The organism is Flavobacterium sp. SM15, assembly GCF_022012335.1.
GTDB lineage: Bacteria > Bacteroidota > Bacteroidia > Flavobacteriales > Flavobacteriaceae > Flavobacterium.
In genome coordinates, this window is sequence record NZ_JAKLTO010000003.1 from 125,537 (window position 1) to 144,223 (window position 18,687).

At 36.2% G+C, this 18,687-nt stretch carries 21 protein-coding genes; 5 read left to right on the forward strand and 16 right to left on the reverse strand.

Annotated features, from left to right (window positions below; translation table 11 throughout):
- Window positions 1-41: 41 nt before the first annotated feature.
- The 3 genes from bshC to LZZ90_RS06175 all read left to right on the forward strand — a co-directional run bounded on the left by bshC (window position 42) and on the right by LZZ90_RS06175 (window position 3,096).
- Window positions 42-1,634 (forward strand): bacillithiol biosynthesis cysteine-adding enzyme BshC, encoded by a 1,593-nt coding sequence (bshC, locus tag LZZ90_RS06165; RefSeq protein ID WP_237789817.1) that lies wholly within the window; start codon window positions 42-44, stop codon window positions 1,632-1,634.
- A 139-nt stretch (window positions 1,635-1,773) separates the two neighbouring features.
- On the forward strand, window positions 1,774-2,607 hold the full coding sequence (locus LZZ90_RS06170) for an SUMF1/EgtB/PvdO family nonheme iron enzyme (protein WP_237789818.1): 834 nt from the start codon (window positions 1,774-1,776) through the stop codon (window positions 2,605-2,607).
- A 69-nt stretch (window positions 2,608-2,676) separates the two neighbouring features.
- Complete coding sequence (locus tag LZZ90_RS06175) at window positions 2,677-3,096, forward strand: nucleoside-diphosphate kinase (protein ID WP_237789819.1); 420 nt, start codon at window positions 2,677-2,679, stop codon at window positions 3,094-3,096.
- 86 nt (window positions 3,097-3,182) lie between these two features.
- Here LZZ90_RS06175 and LZZ90_RS06180 read toward each other — a convergent pair whose 3' ends face one another.
- The 4 genes from LZZ90_RS06180 to LZZ90_RS06195 form a co-directional block, all read right to left on the reverse strand.
- Window positions 3,183-3,737 (reverse strand): PepSY-associated TM helix domain-containing protein, encoded by a 555-nt coding sequence (locus tag LZZ90_RS06180; RefSeq protein WP_237789820.1) that lies wholly within the window; start codon window positions 3,735-3,737, stop codon window positions 3,183-3,185.
- An 8-nt stretch (window positions 3,738-3,745) separates the two neighbouring features.
- Window positions 3,746-6,145, reverse strand: coding sequence for a TonB-dependent receptor (locus tag LZZ90_RS06185; protein ID WP_237789821.1), 2,400 nt, complete (start codon window positions 6,143-6,145; stop codon window positions 3,746-3,748).
- Window positions 6,146-6,259: 114 nt separating this feature from the next.
- Window positions 6,260-6,556, reverse strand: a complete 297-nt coding sequence (locus tag LZZ90_RS06190; protein ID WP_237789822.1) for a DUF721 domain-containing protein — start codon at window positions 6,554-6,556, stop codon at window positions 6,260-6,262.
- Window positions 6,556-6,975 carry a lipocalin family protein gene (locus LZZ90_RS06195; RefSeq protein WP_237789823.1) on the reverse strand — a complete coding sequence of 140 codons (420 nt, stop codon included), beginning with the start codon at window positions 6,973-6,975 and terminating at the stop codon, window positions 6,556-6,558. Before LZZ90_RS06195 ends, LZZ90_RS06190 begins: the two co-directional genes overlap by 1 nt.
- Window positions 6,976-7,085: 110 nt before the next feature.
- Here LZZ90_RS06195 and LZZ90_RS06200 point away from each other — a divergent pair, with 110 nt between their 5' ends.
- Window positions 7,086-8,180: a serine hydrolase gene (locus LZZ90_RS06200; RefSeq protein ID WP_237789824.1), complete on the forward strand. Its 1,095-nt coding sequence runs from the start codon at window positions 7,086-7,088 to the stop codon at window positions 8,178-8,180.
- A gap of 8 nt (window positions 8,181-8,188) precedes the next feature.
- Here LZZ90_RS06200 and LZZ90_RS06205 read toward each other — a convergent pair whose 3' ends face one another.
- The 12 genes from LZZ90_RS06205 to LZZ90_RS06260 form a co-directional block, all read right to left on the reverse strand.
- Window positions 8,189-8,371, reverse strand: a complete 183-nt coding sequence (locus LZZ90_RS06205) for a hypothetical protein (protein ID WP_237789825.1) — start codon at window positions 8,369-8,371, stop codon at window positions 8,189-8,191.
- Window positions 8,372-8,382: 11 nt separating this feature from the next.
- Complete coding sequence (gene ftsY, locus LZZ90_RS06210) at window positions 8,383-9,336, reverse strand: signal recognition particle-docking protein FtsY (RefSeq protein ID WP_237789826.1); 954 nt, start codon at window positions 9,334-9,336, stop codon at window positions 8,383-8,385.
- A gap of 354 nt (window positions 9,337-9,690) precedes the next feature.
- On the reverse strand, window positions 9,691-9,843 hold the full coding sequence (locus tag LZZ90_RS06215) for a DUF4295 domain-containing protein (RefSeq protein ID WP_023570098.1): 153 nt from the start codon (window positions 9,841-9,843) through the stop codon (window positions 9,691-9,693).
- 71 nt (window positions 9,844-9,914) lie between these two features.
- Complete coding sequence (rpmG, locus tag LZZ90_RS06220; RefSeq protein WP_026981158.1) at window positions 9,915-10,097, reverse strand: 50S ribosomal protein L33; 183 nt, start codon at window positions 10,095-10,097, stop codon at window positions 9,915-9,917.
- 27 nt (window positions 10,098-10,124) lie between these two features.
- Entirely contained in the window at window positions 10,125-10,361 is a 237-nt protein-coding gene (gene rpmB / locus LZZ90_RS06225) for a 50S ribosomal protein L28 (RefSeq protein ID WP_237789827.1), read from the reverse strand.
- A 79-nt stretch (window positions 10,362-10,440) separates the two neighbouring features.
- Window positions 10,441-11,688 carry a competence/damage-inducible protein A gene (locus LZZ90_RS06230; RefSeq protein WP_237789828.1) on the reverse strand — a complete coding sequence of 416 codons (1,248 nt, stop codon included), beginning with the start codon at window positions 11,686-11,688 and terminating at the stop codon, window positions 10,441-10,443.
- Window positions 11,689-11,789: 101 nt separating this feature from the next.
- On the reverse strand, window positions 11,790-12,137 hold the full coding sequence (locus tag LZZ90_RS06235) for a hypothetical protein (protein WP_237789829.1): 348 nt from the start codon (window positions 12,135-12,137) through the stop codon (window positions 11,790-11,792).
- Between the two features lie 9 nt (window positions 12,138-12,146).
- Window positions 12,147-12,491, reverse strand: coding sequence for an Hpt domain-containing protein (locus tag LZZ90_RS06240; RefSeq protein ID WP_237789830.1), 345 nt, complete (start codon window positions 12,489-12,491; stop codon window positions 12,147-12,149).
- Window positions 12,491-13,102, reverse strand: a complete 612-nt coding sequence (locus LZZ90_RS06245) for a fumarylacetoacetate hydrolase family protein (protein ID WP_237789831.1) — start codon at window positions 13,100-13,102, stop codon at window positions 12,491-12,493. The genes LZZ90_RS06240 and LZZ90_RS06245 overlap by 1 nt, the downstream gene beginning before the upstream one ends.
- Window positions 13,103-13,171: 69 nt before the next feature.
- Window positions 13,172-13,945: a 3'-5' exonuclease gene (locus tag LZZ90_RS06250; RefSeq protein ID WP_237789832.1), complete on the reverse strand. Its 774-nt coding sequence runs from the start codon at window positions 13,943-13,945 to the stop codon at window positions 13,172-13,174.
- Between the two features lie 99 nt (window positions 13,946-14,044).
- Window positions 14,045-15,346, reverse strand: coding sequence for a dihydrolipoamide acetyltransferase family protein (locus LZZ90_RS06255; RefSeq protein WP_237789833.1), 1,302 nt, complete (start codon window positions 15,344-15,346; stop codon window positions 14,045-14,047).
- 84 nt (window positions 15,347-15,430) lie between these two features.
- Entirely contained in the window at window positions 15,431-16,591 is a 1,161-nt protein-coding gene (locus LZZ90_RS06260) for a glycosyltransferase family 2 protein (protein WP_237789834.1), read from the reverse strand.
- Between the two features lie 124 nt (window positions 16,592-16,715).
- Here LZZ90_RS06260 and LZZ90_RS06265 point away from each other — a divergent pair, with 124 nt between their 5' ends.
- Window positions 16,716-18,575 (forward strand): ABC-F family ATP-binding cassette domain-containing protein, encoded by a 1,860-nt coding sequence (locus LZZ90_RS06265; RefSeq protein ID WP_237789835.1) that lies wholly within the window; start codon window positions 16,716-16,718, stop codon window positions 18,573-18,575.
- Window positions 18,576-18,687 lie beyond the last annotated feature (112 nt).

The following is an 18,687-nucleotide window of genomic DNA, read 5'->3' on the forward strand; positions in this document are numbered from 1 at the left end:
AACTTTATTTTTCTTACTTTAGCAGTACAAAAAAAGTTGCTATGCCTACCGACTGTATCAGTTATCAAAATTCCGGATATTTCTCAAAACTTATTGTTGATTATTTAGATCAGAAAACTGAAACACAGTCGTTGTATCATCGTTTCCCAACTCTTGAAAATTTCAAGCTTCAAATCGAAGAAAAAAGGGAAAATTTTTCTCAGAAAACAAGAACTGTATTGGTTAACGAACTGAAAAATCAATATTCCGGTTTTTCAACTTCTGATGTAACAGTAAAAAATATCGAGTTACTGGAAAACGAAAACACTTTTACCATAACAACCGGGCATCAGCTTAATTTGTTTACCGGCCCTTTGTATTTCATTTACAAAATTGTTTCGGTAATCAATTTATGCAAACAGCTTAAATCGGCTTATCCGGATTTCAATTTTGTACCGGTGTATTGGATGGCAACCGAAGATCATGATTTTGAGGAAATCAACTACTTTTATTTCAAGAACAAAAAGATCCATTGGAACAAAGAAAGCTTCGGCCCGGTAGGAAGACTTTCCACTAACGGGCTTGAAGAAGTTTTTGAAGTGTTTTCCAAAGAATTAGGCTTAGGCAATAATGCGGAATCTTTAAGAAATCTATTCCGTAAAGCCTATTTAGAGCATTCCAATTTAGCCGACGCCACACGTTATTTGGCCAATGAACTTTTCAAAGAAGAAGGTTTGGTAATTCTCGACGGCGATTGCTCTTCCTTAAAAAAACTGTTCAGTCCTTATATTAAAACAGAATTACAGCAGCAGCTTTCCCATAAACAAGTTTCACAAACCATTTCGAAATTCGGTGATTATGCTGTTCAGGTGAATCCTCGTGAAATCAATTTATTTTACATAGAAGATAAACTTCGTGAACGCATACTCTTTGAAAACGGTATTTTTAAAATCAATAACGCTTCGCTTCATTTTTCTGAAAATGAATTACTTGAGCAATTAGAAAAACATCCCGAGAAATTCAGTCCCAATGTAATTTTAAGACCTTTGTACCAAGAAGTCATCCTGCCCAATTTATGTTACATTGGCGGTGGAGGCGAACTTGCCTATTGGTTAGAGCTAAAAAGTAATTTTGAAACCAATCAGGTTACTTTCCCAGTTCTTTTACTTAGAAATTCCGTATTGCTGGCTTCTGAAAAACAAAATTTGAAAGCAGACAAACTCGGTTTAAACTGGAGTGATTTATTTTCCAAACAATCAGAATTAATAACCCAAAGAACTAAGGCCTTTTCTGAATTCAATCTCGATTTTTCTCAACAAAAAGAGTTTCTTAAAAATCAATTTGAGAATTTAACCCAAATTGCTCAAAAAACAGATGTTTCTTTTATTGGTGCCGTTAAAGCTCAAGAGAAAAAACAGTTAAAAGGGCTTGAAAATCTTGAAAAGCGATTATTAAAAGCTGAGAAAAGAAATCATGCTGAAAAACTGGAGCGAATAATCGAAATTCAAAACGAATTGTTTCCAAACCAATCATTACAGGAACGCAAAGCTAACTTTTCTGAGTTCTTTCTGGAGTGCGGAAATTCTCTCATTAAGGAACTGCTCAATCAGTTAAATCCATTATCCTCAGAATTCAATATAATAACATTAAAATAAAGTACTATTTAACTTATATTATTGCATTTCACCGATATTTTTAAGCATTTCATCTAATATTCCATTTCCTAAAATTAGGTTGATAACGAAAAAATGTTATTTTCGCAACATAAAATTAAAGAAAAGTTAAAATTATTATATGAAGAAAAATTACGTAATGCTTGGTTTCAGTGCTTTGGCACTTTTTTTATGCTCTTTTTACGGGTTAAATTCAGTAAAACCGGAAATGGTTCATGTGGAAGGTGGTTCTTTTAAAATGACCCCACGTGAAAACGCAGTAGATCTTAAAACAAAAAAGAAAATTGTTTATGATGTTAAAGTTTCTACTTTCGAGATAAGTAAATTCGAAGTGACTGTTGCAGATTGGAGAACTTATGTGGAGGATACTAAATCCAATATGCCACAAAAGCCAAGCTGGGGATGGAACGATGAATTTCCTATTACCAACATCACTTGGATCGATGCCGTAAAATATTGTAACTGGTTAAGCAAAGCCAATGGTTTACAAGCTGCCTATAAAAAAACAGACGATAAATACGAATGTGATTTCTCAGCAAATGGTTTCCGTTTACCGAGCCAGGCGGAATGGGAGTTTGCTGCCAAAGGAGGTACTAAATCCAAAAATTATGTTTATTCTGGAAGCGATGATTTAGAAATGATCGCATGGTATGCAGCAAACAGCCGCAAGTCTCCACAAAAAAAGGGTACTAAACTTGCTAACGAGCTAGGGATTTACGACATGAGCGGAAATGTTTGGGAATGGTGTTGGGACTACTACAGCCCAATTTACCACAAAGTAGAAAAAAGAGACAACCCAATCGGCCCGGAAAGAGGTGACAAACGTTGTGTTAGAGGAGGTTCTTGGGACAGCAGTAAATTGAATTACTTAAAACCTTCTAACCAATTAAGTTGGGATCCGCACTCTACTAATGATTTCTTCGGATTTAGAGTTGTTAGAACCGTTTCTAAATAAAATTTCTGTTAACAGAATTGTTTTTCAACAAGAAAGCAGTACTTTTGCGCCAAAATTAAAAATACGGAAATGGCAACAAACAGAACATTTACAATGATTAAACCTGATGCGGTTGAAAAAGGACACATCGGAGGAATTTTAAATATGATTACTGAAGCAGGTTTCAGAATCGTTTCTATGAAACTTACTCAGTTAACTGTAGCTGATGCTCAGAAATTTTACGCAGTACACAGCGAAAGACCTTTCTACGGTGAGTTAGTAGAATTCATGTCTAGAGGTCCAATCGTTTCTGCGATCTTAGAAAAAGAAAACGCTGTTGAAGACTTCAGAACTTTAATCGGTGCTACAAACCCTGCTGAAGCTGCTGAAGGAACAATCCGTAAAAAATATGCTACTTCAATCGGTGAGAACGCAGTTCACGGTTCTGACAGCGATGAAAATGCAGCTATCGAAGGTGCTTTCCACTTTGCTGGAAGAGAGCAATTCTAATAAAGCTACATCTGTACTTAACAGATTTAAAAATAAAAAATCCCGATTCAAATGAATCGGGATTTTTTTTGTCCTAACTATATTTATTATGCTAACAGAAATAAAAACAGCAGTGGGAAAAGGATTCCTGCCAAGGCCAGTTTCCAGCCTCTGCGCTTGAACGTATTCTTTCCTGCTGTAATCATCATCGCTCCTGTTACCGCGATGGTAATCAATGACAATCCAAAAATATCCGAGTAATAAATCCACCAATCGGAAGTATTTTTATGAAGCTTCATCGTTTGACTGATAAAAGGCGTTTTCTTAAACGAAACGATCTCTCCTTTTCCGGTTTTCATATCAATTTCAACATCGGTGTTTTCAAAAGCAATTCGCAATTCGCCTTTTTTAACTCCGTGGCGTTTGAATTTATCGTCTACTCCTAATTCCTTAGCTAGGTCTTCGGCAAATTTCTCATTGATCTTATCCTCAGTTGGCAAGGCCACCTGAATGGTCTTGGTTTCAACAGTGTATTTTTCCGGATGCCAGCTTTCTCTGTGGTTCATTAAGATTCCCGAGAAAGCAAACGAAATGATCAATCCTAAATAAAAGTACCCGAAATCACGGTGGATCGCTCTGATATTTTTGTCTCTTTTTTTCATTTTTATTTTTAGAATTTATATTTAATGGTTCCCATCACCTGACGAGGTGCAATCGGGTTCACACTGTAATTTTCGTGAACAGTATAGTTTAACTCGTTAGTTATATTGGAAAGTTTGCAAAGTAACGAAATTTGTTTCCAAGTATATCCTGCAGACACATCGATTGTTGTATATGCTTTTACTGGGATAGTTGTTCTTGTAGGATCGGTTTGACCAACTGTATCGTTCCATCCGCCTAAACGATCACCAATATAATTCGCAATACTTCCTAATGAAAATCCTTTTAAAAATCCGTTTTGAACTGTATAAAAGAAACTTACGTTTCCAGTATGTGCTGGTGTTCTAACCAAACGGTGTCCTTCATAAAAACTTCCTGTAGTACCTGTTGTTTTTGTATAACGCATATCATTGTAGCTGTAACCAACTAAAACACTTAACCCTTCAATTGGTTTTACATTTACATCCACTTCAACCCCTTTACTAGTAGTTTCACCAGAAAGCGTTTTAACATTAGTATTAGTATTTGGAGTTCCATCTGCTTTAAATTGTGCCATTTGTGCAAAATTGCTGTTTATAATTTGATACAATGTAACGTTGGTACTCAATTTACCACCTAAAAATTCTTTTTTAGCTCCTAATTCGTATTGATCAATAATTGAAGCCTCTAAGGTTGAATTGTTAATATCGAATCCTGAATTTGGTGTAAATGAATTTGCGTAACTAGCAAATAAAGATGTCGATTTTGTTGGTTGATAAACTAATCCCACTTTTGGAGAAAAAGCTCTATCTAAACGTCTAGGATCTTTTACTCGAGCTGCGTCTTCAGCAGCAATAGTCGAAGTTGCAGTATAATTACTAGCATCAGATTCTTGCCAAGACCAACGAATACCTGCTAATACTTTGATTTTTTCAGTAAAAGAGATTAAATCCTGTGCATAAGCTCCAAAACGTGTAGTTTCTGTTCTAACGATTTTAGAAACTTTTGATTGTGGCATCGTTTTTACGTCGTTCTCATAAGTTGCCGGGTCATAAATATTAATTTGGTCATATGTTGAGTTGGCAAAAGTATAAGTATAAGTCTCTGCAAAAGTAAAATCAGTATCAACACCGGTAGATAATTGATGTTTAATGCTTCCGGTATTAAAAATTCCTTGAATATTAAATTGTTGACCAGCAATCATTTCTGTATTGTAATTCTTACCTAAGATTCTATTTAAAGATCCTGAACCATTAACGTTTGGCTGAATACGCTCTGTTCCTTCTGATTTTCTAGTGTAATCCTGCACGGAAGAATTCGAACTGAACTTCCAATTGTTATTGATTTTATGCACTACTTGACCAGAAACTGAAGCCTGAGTAGTTAATCCGTTCGACCATTTTGCACCTAAATAAGTGTTTCTTGGTAAATCTATAATTTTTTTACCGATCGCCCCAGTACCGAAATCCGGAGTCCAATTGTCTTTTAAATAATCTGCTTGTAATAAAACGGTTGTTTTCTTTGTCGCTTTAAAAAGCACAGAAGGATTTACATAAATACGCTCACGGGTTACAACATCTCTGAAATTTTCAGAATTCTCATAAGAACCGACAAAACGGTAAGCAATGGTTTTACTTAACGGCCCATAAACATCGACAGTTGGCTTATAATAAGCATAGCTTCCTGCTTGGAAAGACACACTTCCACCATGGTTGAATTGAGGTGTTTTGGTTACCATATTGATGATACCACCAGGTGCTACATTTCCAAACAATAAAGCAGAACTTCCTTTTAAAGCTTCCACTTGTTCTAAAGAAGCTACTTCCGGCATGGATCCTCCGTTAAAACGAAATCCGTTTTTAAACATATTGTTGGGTCCCATATCATAACCTCTTGACCAGAACGACTCTTGAGCCCCACCACGAGCCGAACCAACATAAACCCCATTTACATTTTTGATTACATCACTTAAACGAATGGTTTGTTGCTGCTCCAATACTTTATTGTCTATTATTTGAACACTTTGAGGTAAATCAAGCACTTTAATTCCGCTTTTTCCATTTGCCATAGTTTTTTTGATAACACTTCCGGAAACTACCACCTCATTTAATTCATTGGAGATTTCTTCAAGTGTGATTTCAACCACTACAACATCATTTTCATCTTTAACATTCACGTGAGACGTAGAAGAAGTATATCCTACGTGAGAAAAAACCAAATTATATTTTCCGGGTTTTACATTGTTTATTACAAACTCACCATTAGCATTGGTTACTGAGTTGAATGAAGTATTTTTAGCTGAAACACTAACCTTTTCAATTGGTGCATTATTTAAGGAAACCACTTTCCCCTTTATCGTTGCTGAAGACTGGGCATTAATTTGAAGTGTAAATAAAAGAACTGCAAATAATAATTGGATTGGGCTTTTCATTTTGAATTAAGCTTATTTAGATTAATTTTAATTTGACGCAAAACTAAACAAGCCAACCTAAAAAAACAAGTTTATTTAGAACAAATAAAAATAAAATTGTGAGTTAAAACGTAATTATCTTAAAATCAAATCTTTAATAATTTCTTTATTAAGCTCCTCGTTAATCATCTTGATGATTTTATCTTTTCCGTAACTTAATTCTTCTCTTAAAACGGCGGAAGAAAGCGCTACATAAAGCGTAGTTCCTTTTAAAAAAACTTCTGTAGTATAGTTATTTACTCCCGGCCCCATAAGGTTTTTCCAGGCTTCCTGAACATCAATTTTATCCATGCCTGTTTCCAGCTTATGTTCATGAATAAACTGCTTTAAAACATCACCTATTGAATTCTCCTGATTAAAACGTTTTGCCATTACTTTACAGAAAAAGGTTTCGGTCGCTTATAAGTATATTCCAAATCCTGATCGTTGCGAATTACCAAGTGTTCGTTTGTAACTTCAAGCACTTCTTCCTTCCATTTAGCATAAGAGGTCGAATAATGCAGCACAACTGTCCCATCTGTATTGGTAACTTCAATTTTTTCAGACACATTATTCATTAGGTAACTACCGTCCATTTGCGGCATCACTTTTTTACGAAAACCTTTATTTCCCTTTATTTCAATAAAATCAATAGTCGGATTCACGGTGTATTCTTTTTTGCTACCATCAGGCAGTTCGGCTTTTTCAATTTCCCAATACCCATTGATTTTCGCAAGATCGGCATCGCTTATTTTCTGTTTACAGCCGATAAAAAATAAACTAAACACTAGTAATACACCTATTTTCTTCATCTCTTTTCTTGTGAATGATTTTTTGCAAATGTACCTGAAAAAACAATCCGGGAAAAATAAACCCATTAAACTATTTGCTAATTTTAAAGTCAAAATTGAAAAACAACCCCATGAGAAATATAATTGCTTGTTTGGCTCTATTGAACTTACTGTTAAGTTGCAATTCTGATTCAGATTCTGCAAACACAACAACACCAGAAGAAACCATGTATTTTCCTCCTACAAGTGAAACTACTTGGGAAACTAAAAGCCTAAACTCTTTAAATTGGAATGAAACAGCAGTAGCACCTCTCTTAACTTATCTAAATGACAAGCATACCAAAAGCTTCATCCTTTTAGTAAACGGAAGAATTGTTATGGAAAATTATTTCAATGGTCAAACTGCATCAGATAATTGGTATTGGGCTAGTGCCGGAAAAACGTTAACTTCAACTCTTACCGGAATAGCACAACAAGAAGGACTGCTAAACATCAACAACAAAGTTTCGGATTACTTAGGCACAGGATGGACCAGCGTACCACTTGCAAAAGAAAATCTGATTACCTGCAAACATTTATTAACAATGACTTCCGGATTAGATGATGCTTATAACGACAGCTCTGACCCAACCACCGATGATTGCGTTTTACCCGATTGCTTAATGTATAAGTCTGATGCTGGAACACGATGGGCATACGATAATGTGTATGTAAAATTACAAGATGTGGTGGCAAATGCATCCGGGCAAAACTGGAATACTTATTTCAACACAAGACTTCGGGATAAAATCGGAATGAATGGAAATTGGATAACAGTTAACAACAATAGTGTTTATACAAGTACTGCAAGAAGCATGGCTCGATTTGGCTTACTTGCATTAAACAAAGGAAATTGGAACGGGACTCAAATTGTAAGTTCCGGCTATTTTGACCAAGCGGCAACGACTTCCCAAAGCATAAATCTTGCCTATGGCTATTTGTGGTGGCTTAATGGAAAAGCGAATTACCATTTACCTCAAACACAATTGCAATTTTCGGGCAGTTTGATTCCATCTGCTCCAAGCGATATGTATTGTGCCTTAGGGAAAAACGATCAGAAAATCTATATCATTCCAAGTAAAAAAATGGTAATTATAAGAATGGGAGATACTGCCGATGGAGCCAACATGGCATTATCCGATTTTGATGAAGTACTATGGCAAAAAATTAAGGCGCTATATGAATAGCGCCTTTTTTATTTTTTATTGAAGAATTTAATCAGTCCGTAAATAATTGTAATAAAAGCAAGCAATCGCATACCCATAAAAACACTTGGAAGTTTCTTTTCCATAAAGTACGAAAGCGCAATCAAAAGCACTCCCAAAATCAAAAAAACCAAAGGAGATTTCGATTTAAAAAACTGAATAATTTGCTCCATAATCTATCGGATTATTTAAAAAACGAATCCACAAATTCGTATTTATTGAAGACTTGTAAATCTTCGATTCCCTCTCCAACTCCAATATACTTCACCGGAATTTGGAATTGATCCGAAATCCCGATTACCACACCCCCTTTAGCCGTTCCATCCAATTTGGTAACTGCCAAACAGGTAACTTCAGTAGCTGCAGTAAATTGTTTTGCCTGCTCAAAGGCATTCTGCCCTGTAGAACCGTCCAATACCAATAAAACATCGTGAGGCGCATCGTCCAAAACTTTTTGCATTACACGTTTTACTTTGGTTAGCTCGTTCATTAATCCAACTTTATTATGTAGACGACCTGCTGTATCAATAATAACTACATCCGCATTCTGTGCTACCGCTGATTGCAAAGTATCAAAGGCTACAGAAGCCGGATCGCTACCCATTTGCTGACGTACAATCGGTACACCTACTCTATCAGCCCAAATTTGCAGTTGATCGATTGCGGCTGCACGAAAAGTATCTGCTGCTCCCAACACCACATTTTTACCAGATTTTTTAAACTGATAAGCTAATTTTCCGATAGTGGTTGTTTTACCTACACCATTTACCCCAACAACCATAATCACATACGGTTTTTTGTTTAAAGGGATTTCAAATTCAGTAGCTTCTCCGGAATTGGTTTCCGATAAAAGACCCGCAATTTCTTCGCGGAGGATTCCGTTCAATTCATCGGTTCCCAAATATTTATCACGGGAAACGCGTTCTTCAATGCGTTCGATGATTTTTAAAGTAGTATTTACACCAACATCCGAAGACACTAAAACCTCTTCTAAATTATCCAAAACATCGTCATCAACTTTTGACTTTCCGGCTACCGCTTTGGTCAATTTTGATAAAAAAGAAGTACTGGATTTCTCAAGACCTTTATCTAAGGTTTCCTTTTTTTCGGAAGAAAATATTTTTTTAAAGAAATTCATTTTTTAAATGATGAATTATAAGTTATGAGTTATAAGTTTAAAAGAAGCTCAAAGTTTTCACTAGCCCTGATGGGAGCGGTATCCTTTTTTTGGTGGCTGCTGGTCCCTGAGCTTGTCGAAGGGCCGAAGTCACCGAAAAAAGATAAAGCGTACAGCAGGAACTACATGTAAAAAACACCTAAATGTTTGGCTCCTAAATCTATTACAAACCGAAATAAAATTTCAATTATGCCTCAAAAATATAAATTTTTCACGAGGTTCCTTTCTTCCCAAGGCTAAATATTACCAAAGGAATATAAAATAAAAAAGCTACTTCCTAATGAAAGTAGCTTTTTTATATCTTGTATAACGGAATTATTTCTTGCTTAAGAATGCATCCACTTCTTCAGGAGACATAACAGACTCAACGAAAGTATAAGCACCAGTTTTTGGTGATTTTACCATCTTGATAGCCTTAGTTAATCTTTTTGAAGCTGTCTGTAAAGTTGCTACGGTTTTCTTTGCCATGACTCTTTATGTTTTAATTCAATTTAAAAAATCTCCAATGAAATCATTTAAGATTTTTTTTAAATCTCTAATTATTTAATTTCTTTATGAACAGTTACTCTCTTCAAAATTGGATTGAACTTTTTAATCTCTAATCTGTCTGGAGTATTTTTTTTGTTTTTTGTAGTAATGTAACGAGATGTTCCTGGAACACCAGAAGCTTTGTGCTCAGTACATTCTAAAATAACCTGGATTCTATTACCTTTCTTTGCCATCTTTGATATATATTATTAGGTGACGAATTATTTTACTAATCCGTTAGCTTTAGCTTGTTTCAAAACTGCAGCAATACCGTTTTTATTAATAGTTTTCAATGCAGATGTAGAAATTTTTAAAGTTACCCATCTGTCTTCTTCAGGAATGTAGAAACGTTTCTTTACTAAGTTAACACTAAATTTTCTTTTAGTTTTGTTCATAGCGTGAGAAACATTGTTTCCAACCATTGCTCTCTTACCTGTAAGTTCACAAACTCTTGACATTATACTTATCTTTATATTCGTTATTCAAAATCAGGGTGCAAAGTAACAAAAAAGAAACCTAATACACAAACTATTCTGATTAGTTTTTTAAAATTTCTTTGTAAATTTTTTCCAACCCCTTTGTTACCGCCCTGTCGATGACTTTTTCACGAGGCTGACCAAAGTTAAATTCTTCAGTATAAACCCCATTCGGCGTTGCCATTGCAATGATTACCGTGCCTACTTCCGCCTCTGCTTCGCCTTTATTTGGTCCTGCATTTCCCGTGGTTGCCAACGCATAATCCGACTTCATTAATTGCTGAACACCTAAAGCCATAGCCTGAGCCACCTCAACACTTACAACAGAATGTTTGTCGATTAATTCCTGAGAAACCCCTAAAATATTCACTTTGGTCTCTGTGGCATAACTCACCACGCTTCCTTTGAAATAACTAGAGGAACCAGAAACCGATGTTAAAGTAGATGCAATTTTCCCTCCTGTACAACTTTCTGCGGTGGACAAAGTTAAACCTTTTTCTTTTAGCAATTTTCCCAAAACCACTTCAATAGTTTCGCCGTCATCAAAACCAACAATAGCCTCACCAATAATTTCATGCAGTTTTTCCACTTGCTTATCCAATTCCAAATAAAGAGCACCTTCATCGGTTCCTCGTGCAGAAAGACGCAAACGCACTTGACCCGGACTTGGCAAGTACGCCAATTTTATAAATTCGGGTAAATTATCTTCCCAACTTTCGATTTGTTCCGCCAAAAGACTTTCCCCAATTCCATAAGTACGGATGGTTTTATGAACAATAAAAGGTCTGTTGAATTTTGAAACCAACCTCGGAATCACTTCGTTTTCAATCAGATATTTCATCTCAAAAGGAACACCTGGAAGCGAAATAAAAACAGTATGCTCTTTCTCCATCCACATACCCGGAGCCGTTCCAACCTTATTGAACAACACTTGGCTTTTTGAAGGAACCAAAGCCTGATCTTTATTAATTTGAGTTATCGGACGTTTGAAAAAACCTTCAATTAACTGAGTTACATGAGCCAGAACTTCTTCATTGTAAATCAGTTCGTCATCTAAGTATTCACATAGCGTTTTCTTAGTAATATCATCTTTGGTCGGCCCTAAACCACCCGTCAAAATCACAACATCGGACTGGTTTTGAAGCCCCGCTAACGTAGAAAGAATATGCTGTTTGTCGTCGGTGATGGAAAGCATTTCATGAACTCCAACCCCTATTTTATCCAGAGCTTTGGCAATAAACGACGAATTAGTATCTATGATTTGTCCGATGAGAATTTCATCGCCAATGGTAACTATAGTAGCTTTCATTTTTCGGGAGTATACTCACAAAGATATCATGCTTTACCTACAAAACAAAGAAAATAAAATCGAAACTTACGTTAAATTTTAAAACTATCTGTTAACACCAATTAAGGAACCAAAAGAAAATTGAACAGTTTTAAAAGCGCATTAAGCGTTACTAAAACAAAAACAAGTTTAAGGTAAAAATTAAAAATCTTCTTCTCTTTTGAAACATCAAAAAAAGTGATGGCATTGAACGTAATTGGAAATGTATTTTCAAAATCAAAAGAATCCAACAGATCTTTATGTTTATTAGGAATGCAAAAGGATTTTTTTGTATTCCAGAGTCTCTTATAGGAATCGGAATAAAAATCGATTTGATTTTCGTTTAAATAATTTTCAAAAAAAACAGCGTTTTCAACCGGAACATCCACTTTATAATGGCTTCCAAGTTTCACTTTGATGGTATTTGGCATAACTGAAAGTTAGAGATTGTAATCCTTCTTTATTTCTTTCAGGGCGTTGTCGATGTGTTCTTTTAAACTTTTAAAAACTTCTTTAATTTCTTTTCTTTTACCTTCGGATTTAGTCCATTCCATGATCTGAAGATTTTCTTCATAGGCTAAATCCATTCCCAACAAATCCAAGGTAGGTTTGATTTTATGGGAAGAGGCGTATGTTTTCTGATAATCTTTTTCTTCAATTCCTTCCTTTATGGACTTTAATTCCTGCGGAACTTCTTCAACAAAAAGATTAATGATTTGCTGTGCAAAATCGGTATCGTTATCCGAAATTTCATAGACTTTTGATAAGTTATAATGTAATGCCATTATTTTACCTGGATTCTAAAAAGTTGTTGACCTTCAATAAAACCTTCCAAAACGTCATTCGGTTGCACTTTACCCACTCCGGCGGGTGTTCCCGTAAAAATAACATCTCCTGTTTTTAGTGTGAAATATTGAGAAACATAAGCAATGATTTCATCAATTTTCCACAACATATGACTGGTATTTCCACTTTGAACCACTGTCCCGTTGTTGGTTAGTTCAAATTTAATATTTTCCAGCGAACTAAAACTTTTTTTCGATAAAAAGTCACTTATTATCGCTGAATGGTCAAATGCTTTTGCTTTTTCCCAAGGAAGCCCCTTACTTTTCAACTCTGATTGCAAGTCCCGAGCAGTAAAATCGATTCCCAACCCAATTTCATCATAATATTTGTGTGCAAATTTGGCATCAATGTATTTTCCAACCTTATTGATCTTTACCAAAATCTCCACTTCATGATGCACATCATTAGTAAATTCCGGAATCACAAAAGGAGTTTGTTTAGGCAAAATTGCCGTATCCGGTTTCATAAAAATTACCGGTTCCGATGGACGTTCGTTGTTTAATTCCGAGATATGGTCTGCATAATTACGACCAATACAAATAATCTTCATAGTATTCAGTATCTGTGTTTGGTTCCAATGTCCAGCTTAACCACTACCACTGCAACCAAAACTCAATTATTACTGTTTTGTGTTCAATTTTCTTAATTTGATTCCAGTCAGCACTTTTTTAGTATATAAAGGAAAATCAGCATTTTGTATCCAACCAAAATAACCTGGTTCTTTTTCTAAAACCTCATCCACCAAAGCGCCTTTGTGCTTTCCGAAGGTGAAAATTTCCTGTCCTTCCGCATTTAAAGCGATAAAACCGGCAAAATCCACTGATTTTTTACGTGTTGTGAATTCCGATAAAGATTTCATATCGTTTTCCAATTCAGGATAACGCTCCAATTGGGCTTTTAGTATCTCATAGGTTGCCGTGGTATCTGCTTCAGCGCTATGAGCATTGTCCAGAGTCTGTCCGCAGTAAAATTTATAAGCCGCACTTAAAGTACGCTCTTCCATTTTATGAAAAATTGTTTGCACATCTACAGAAACGCGGTTTTTCATGTCGAAATCTACTTCAGCACGCAGTAATTCTTCTGCCAACAAAGGAATATCAAATCGATCGGAATTAAAGCCTGCCAAATCCGAATCTTTAATCATTGCATGAACCTGCGAAGCCAATTCTTTAAACGTAGGCTCGTTAGCCACTTTTTCGTTTGTAATTCCGTGAACCGCTGTTGCATGCGCCGGAATAGGGATGGTCGGGTTCACCAGCCAGGTTTTACTTTCTTTATTTCCGTTAGGATATATTTTTACTATTGCGATTTCCACGATACGGTCTCGAGCTACATCGATTCCAGTGGTTTCAAGATCGAAAAAGCAAATAGGTCTTGTGAGTTTTAATTCCATTAATATATTATTATCTACTTACAAATATAGACGAATCCAATTCATTACAAAAGAAAAACCCGCCTATATGACGGGTTCTTACTATTCTATTTCGATTTACTAAAAATCTCTGTTGATGTCCCAAGCTTCTAAGTAATCCGCAACACGTTTTACAAAGCTTCCTCCTAATGCACCGTCTACAACTCTATGATCGTAAGAGTGCGATAAGAACATTTTCTGACGGATTCCGATGAAATCCCCTTCTGGAGTTTCAATAACTGCAGGCACTTTTCTGATAGCTCCCAAAGCCAAGATTCCCACTTGTGGCTGATTGATGATCGGTGTTCCGAAAACAGAACCGAATGTACCAACATTAGTTACAGTATAAGTACCACCTTGCGTATCGTCTGGTTTTAATTTACCTGCTTTTGCTCTGTTTCCTAAATCGTTAACCGCTTTTGCCATACCTACCAAGTTCAATTGGTCTGCATTTTTGATTACCGGTACAATTAAGTTTCCGTTTGGTAAAGCTGCTGCCATACCTAAATTAATGTTTTTACGTTTGATGATAAATTCACCGTCAACCGAAATATTCATTCCAGGGAAATCCTTCAATGCTTTTGCAACCGCTTCCATGAAGATTGGCGTGAAGGTTAACTTCTCCCCCTCTCTCTTTTCGAAAGCGTTTTTCACTTTGTCTCTCCATTTTACGATGTTGGTTACATCTACTTCGATGAACGACTGAACGTGCGCCGAAGTTTGTACCGATTCCACCATGTATTTGGAGATCAGCTTACGCATTCTGTCCATTTCCACGATTTCATCCCCACCGTTTACAGAGACCGGAGCTGCTTTTGCTACTTCTGCAACTGGAGCTGCCACAGCCGGAGCCGTTGTAACTGTTGCTGAGCTTGTCGAAGCACCTCTGTTTTTGATATAGTTTAAAATATCTTCTTTGTTAACGCGACCGTCTTTTCCAGAACCTTGGATAGACTCTAATTCAGTCAAAGAAATTCCTTCTTCTTTAGCAATGTTTTTCACCAATGGCGAGAAGAATTTATCCGATGCTGAAAAATCTGCAGGAGCCGCGACTTCTTTAGCTGCTTCCACTGTTTTAGCTACTTCTGCTACCGGAGCTGCCACTGCTTCTGCTTTTGGAGCTTCCGCTGCTACCGCACCACCTTCCGTTTCGATAATTGCGATGGTTTGTCCAACCTGAACCACATCATCCGTATTGAAAAGAATTTCCACAAGGGTTCCAGCCACTTCAGAAGGTACTTCACTGTCTACTTTATCGGTAGCGATTTCAAGCACTGCTTCGTCCATTTCAATTCTATCTCCAACCTTTTTTAACCAGTTGGTTACCGTTGCCTCAGCAACACTTTCTCCCATTTTGGGCAATTTCAATTCAAACTTTGCCATATCTTTAAACTAAAGTTGTGTTTTCGTATTTGGTTTGCAAAATTACTAATTATTTCGATTTATAATTTCACAATATGTATTTTTTTACTCGATTTCGATTATTTGACCCCGATCATTACTACTGTTGCTTCCAATCATAAATGATGAGGCTTCAGGAATGATTTTAAAGGTGTATCCTCTATTTTTATTTTTCTGCAGAAACGCAATGATTTTTTTAAACGAAAAACTCCCGTTATCCAACAATATTTCCTTATGCTTTTCCGAAGAATTTGCTCGCGAAAATAAGGCATTTTCGTCAATATCAGCAAGACGTATCACCTTTTTTTGCAGTTGGTTTTCCAATTTGTTTTTCAGGCTTTCATCCGATGAAAACAAAACATATTCATCAACGGTATAAACAACTTGTTTCTGCTGACTCTTCTTCAATAACGAAAAAGCAAACGCACCAATTCGCATAAAAACATCAAAAACAAATGAGCCTCCAAAATGCTTTTTATAGAAAAACTGCATTGCTTCACGAAAACGTTTCATATACGTTCCATCACGAACAGTACTTTCTCCTTTATAATGAATAACCGAAGTTTCGTGGAAATAATAATTTGATTTCCCCGATTTCAACACCAGATAGCTCAGATCGATATCGTCGGAATACATAAAACAGTTTTCATCAAAACCACCAACTTCAAGGTACAAATCACGCTCCATTATCATAAAAGCTCCTACAAGAATATCCACTTTGCCGGTTTGGTTTTCCGATAAATGCTGTGCGTAATATTTATTAAAAAGAGACGATTTCGGAAAGAGTTTATACAAGCCGAAGATTTTGGTAAAAGCCACCCAAGGTGTGGGTATTCCGCGTTTGCATTCCGGAAGAAAGTTCCCGGTTCCGTCGATTAGTTTACAACCGACAATTCCTAAATCCGGTTTGGATGCCGCAAAATCAAGCACCTTTTTAAAAGTATCTTCTGCAACAACGGTATCGGGATTCAGAATACAGATGTGTTTTCCTTTGGCTTGAGCTACTCCTATATTATTACCTTTGGGAAAACCAAGATTCGCTTTATTCTCGATGAGCTTCACATTTGGAAAACAATGTCTCATCATCTCACAACTTCCATCTACGGAAAAATTATCCACCACAATAATCTCACCTTCAATACCTTCCAACGCTTTTTGAACACTCAAAACGCATTGCTCTAAAAAATAACGAACATTGTAGTTCAGAATTATTACCGATAGTTGCATTTTTCAAAGGTATATTTTAGTACGCAAAGTTGCAACGGTTCAAAGTAACAAAGTTTCATTTCAAAAGATTACTTTTGCAGCCAAGATCATTAAGATCGAATTATAAGAAGTAAAAAATAGCGTTGTGAATTACCTATCAGTCGAAAATATATCGAAATCCTTTGGCGAAAGAACTTTGTTTAAAGACATTTCATTCGGAATCAACAAAGACCAAAAAATCGCGTTCATCGCCAAAAACGGTTCGGGAAAAACCTGCATCATGAAAATTATCAATGGTGAGGATGATCCCGATACAGGTCAAGTAGTGGTCCGCAAAGACATCAAAATGGCGTTTTTGTCGCAGGATCATAATTTACAGGACGAACTAACCATTGAAGAAAGTATTTTCGCATCGGACAACGAAATTTTACACGTTATCGAGCGTTATGAAAAAGCATTGGAACGCCCTGAAGACGAAGAAGCCTATCAAAAAGCCTTCGACGATATGGACCGTCACAACGCTTGGGATTTCGAAACACAATTCAAGCAGATTCTGTTCAAACTAAAGCTGGAAGATTTCAAACTGAAAGTAAAAAACCTTTCCGGTGGACAGAAGAAACGTTTATCATTAGCCATTATTCTTATCAATCGTCCGGATTTACTAATTCTGGATGAGCCTACCAACCACCTTGATTTAGAAATGATCGAATGGCTGGAAAGTTATTTCGCCAAAGAAAACATCACCTTGTTTATGGTTACCCACGACCGTTTCTTTTTGGAGCGTGTTTGTAACGAAATCATCGAACTGGACAACGGTAAACTTTATCAATATAAAGGAAATTACTCCTATTATTTAGAGAAAAAAGAAGAACGCATCGCTTCTGAAAATGCAACGATTGATAAAGCACAAAACCTTTTCGTAAAGGAATTGGCCTGGATGCGCCGTCAACCAAAAGCAAGAACCACTAAATCGAAATCGCGTCAGGACGACTTCTATAAAATCAAGGAAGTAGCCGAAAGCCGCAGAAAAGAAAACGTAGTGGAACTGGAAATCAACATGGAACGTATGGGAAGTAAGATTATCGAACTTCACAAAATCTCCAAAAAATTCGGCGATAAAGTCATTCTAAATGATTTTACGTTTGATTTTCAACGCGGGGCACGAATTGGTATCATAGGGAAAAACGGAACCGGAAAATCGACATTTCTTAACTTATTAACGGGAACCATTCCAGCTGACAGCGGAAAAGTTGTGGTTGGTGACACCATAAAAATCGGTTATTACACACAAAGCGGTATCAATCCGAAACCGGGACAACGTGTGATTGATATTATAAAGGAATACGGCGAATACATTCCGCTAGCCAAAGGACGCATTATTTCGGCTTCACAATTATTGGAACGCTTTTTATTCGACGCCAAAAAACAATACGATTACGTTGAAAAGTTAAGCGGTGGTGAATTAAAACGTTTGTATTTGTGTACCGTTTTAATTCAGAACCCGAACTTTTTGATTCTCGATGAACCGACCAACGATTTGGACATTGTAACGCTGAACGTATTGGAAAGTTTCCTTTTGGATTATCCCGGCTGTTTGTTGGTTGTAAGTCACGACCGTTATTTCATGGACAAAATCGTGGATCATTTGTTTGTATTTAGAGGACAAGGCGAAATTGAAAACTTCCCCGGGAATTATTCCGATTTCAGAGCCTATGAAGACAGCGTGGAGCCCGTAAAAGAAGAACCGAAGGAAAAAGTAAATTGGAAACAGAACAATCCAACTTCATCAGGATTAACGTTTAATGAACAGAAAGAATTTCAGAAAATCGAGCGTGAAATAAAAGAGTTAGAGCTTAAGAAAAAAGAAATCGAACAATTATTTTCAGACGGAAAAGTAGCGGATGCAGATATCGAAAAGAAAGCCAATGAATTGCAGAATGTGATTAAAAAAATGGAAGAAAAAGAGGAACGCTGGTTTGAACTTTCTTCTAAATTGGAAGGATAAAAAAAGTGAACCGTCACAGTTAGCAGTGCCTAACGTTATTAAAATTCATAAACCCTCAACAGAATTTTATTTTGTTGTGGGTTTGTTTTTTCAGCAAATAACAATTTTAATT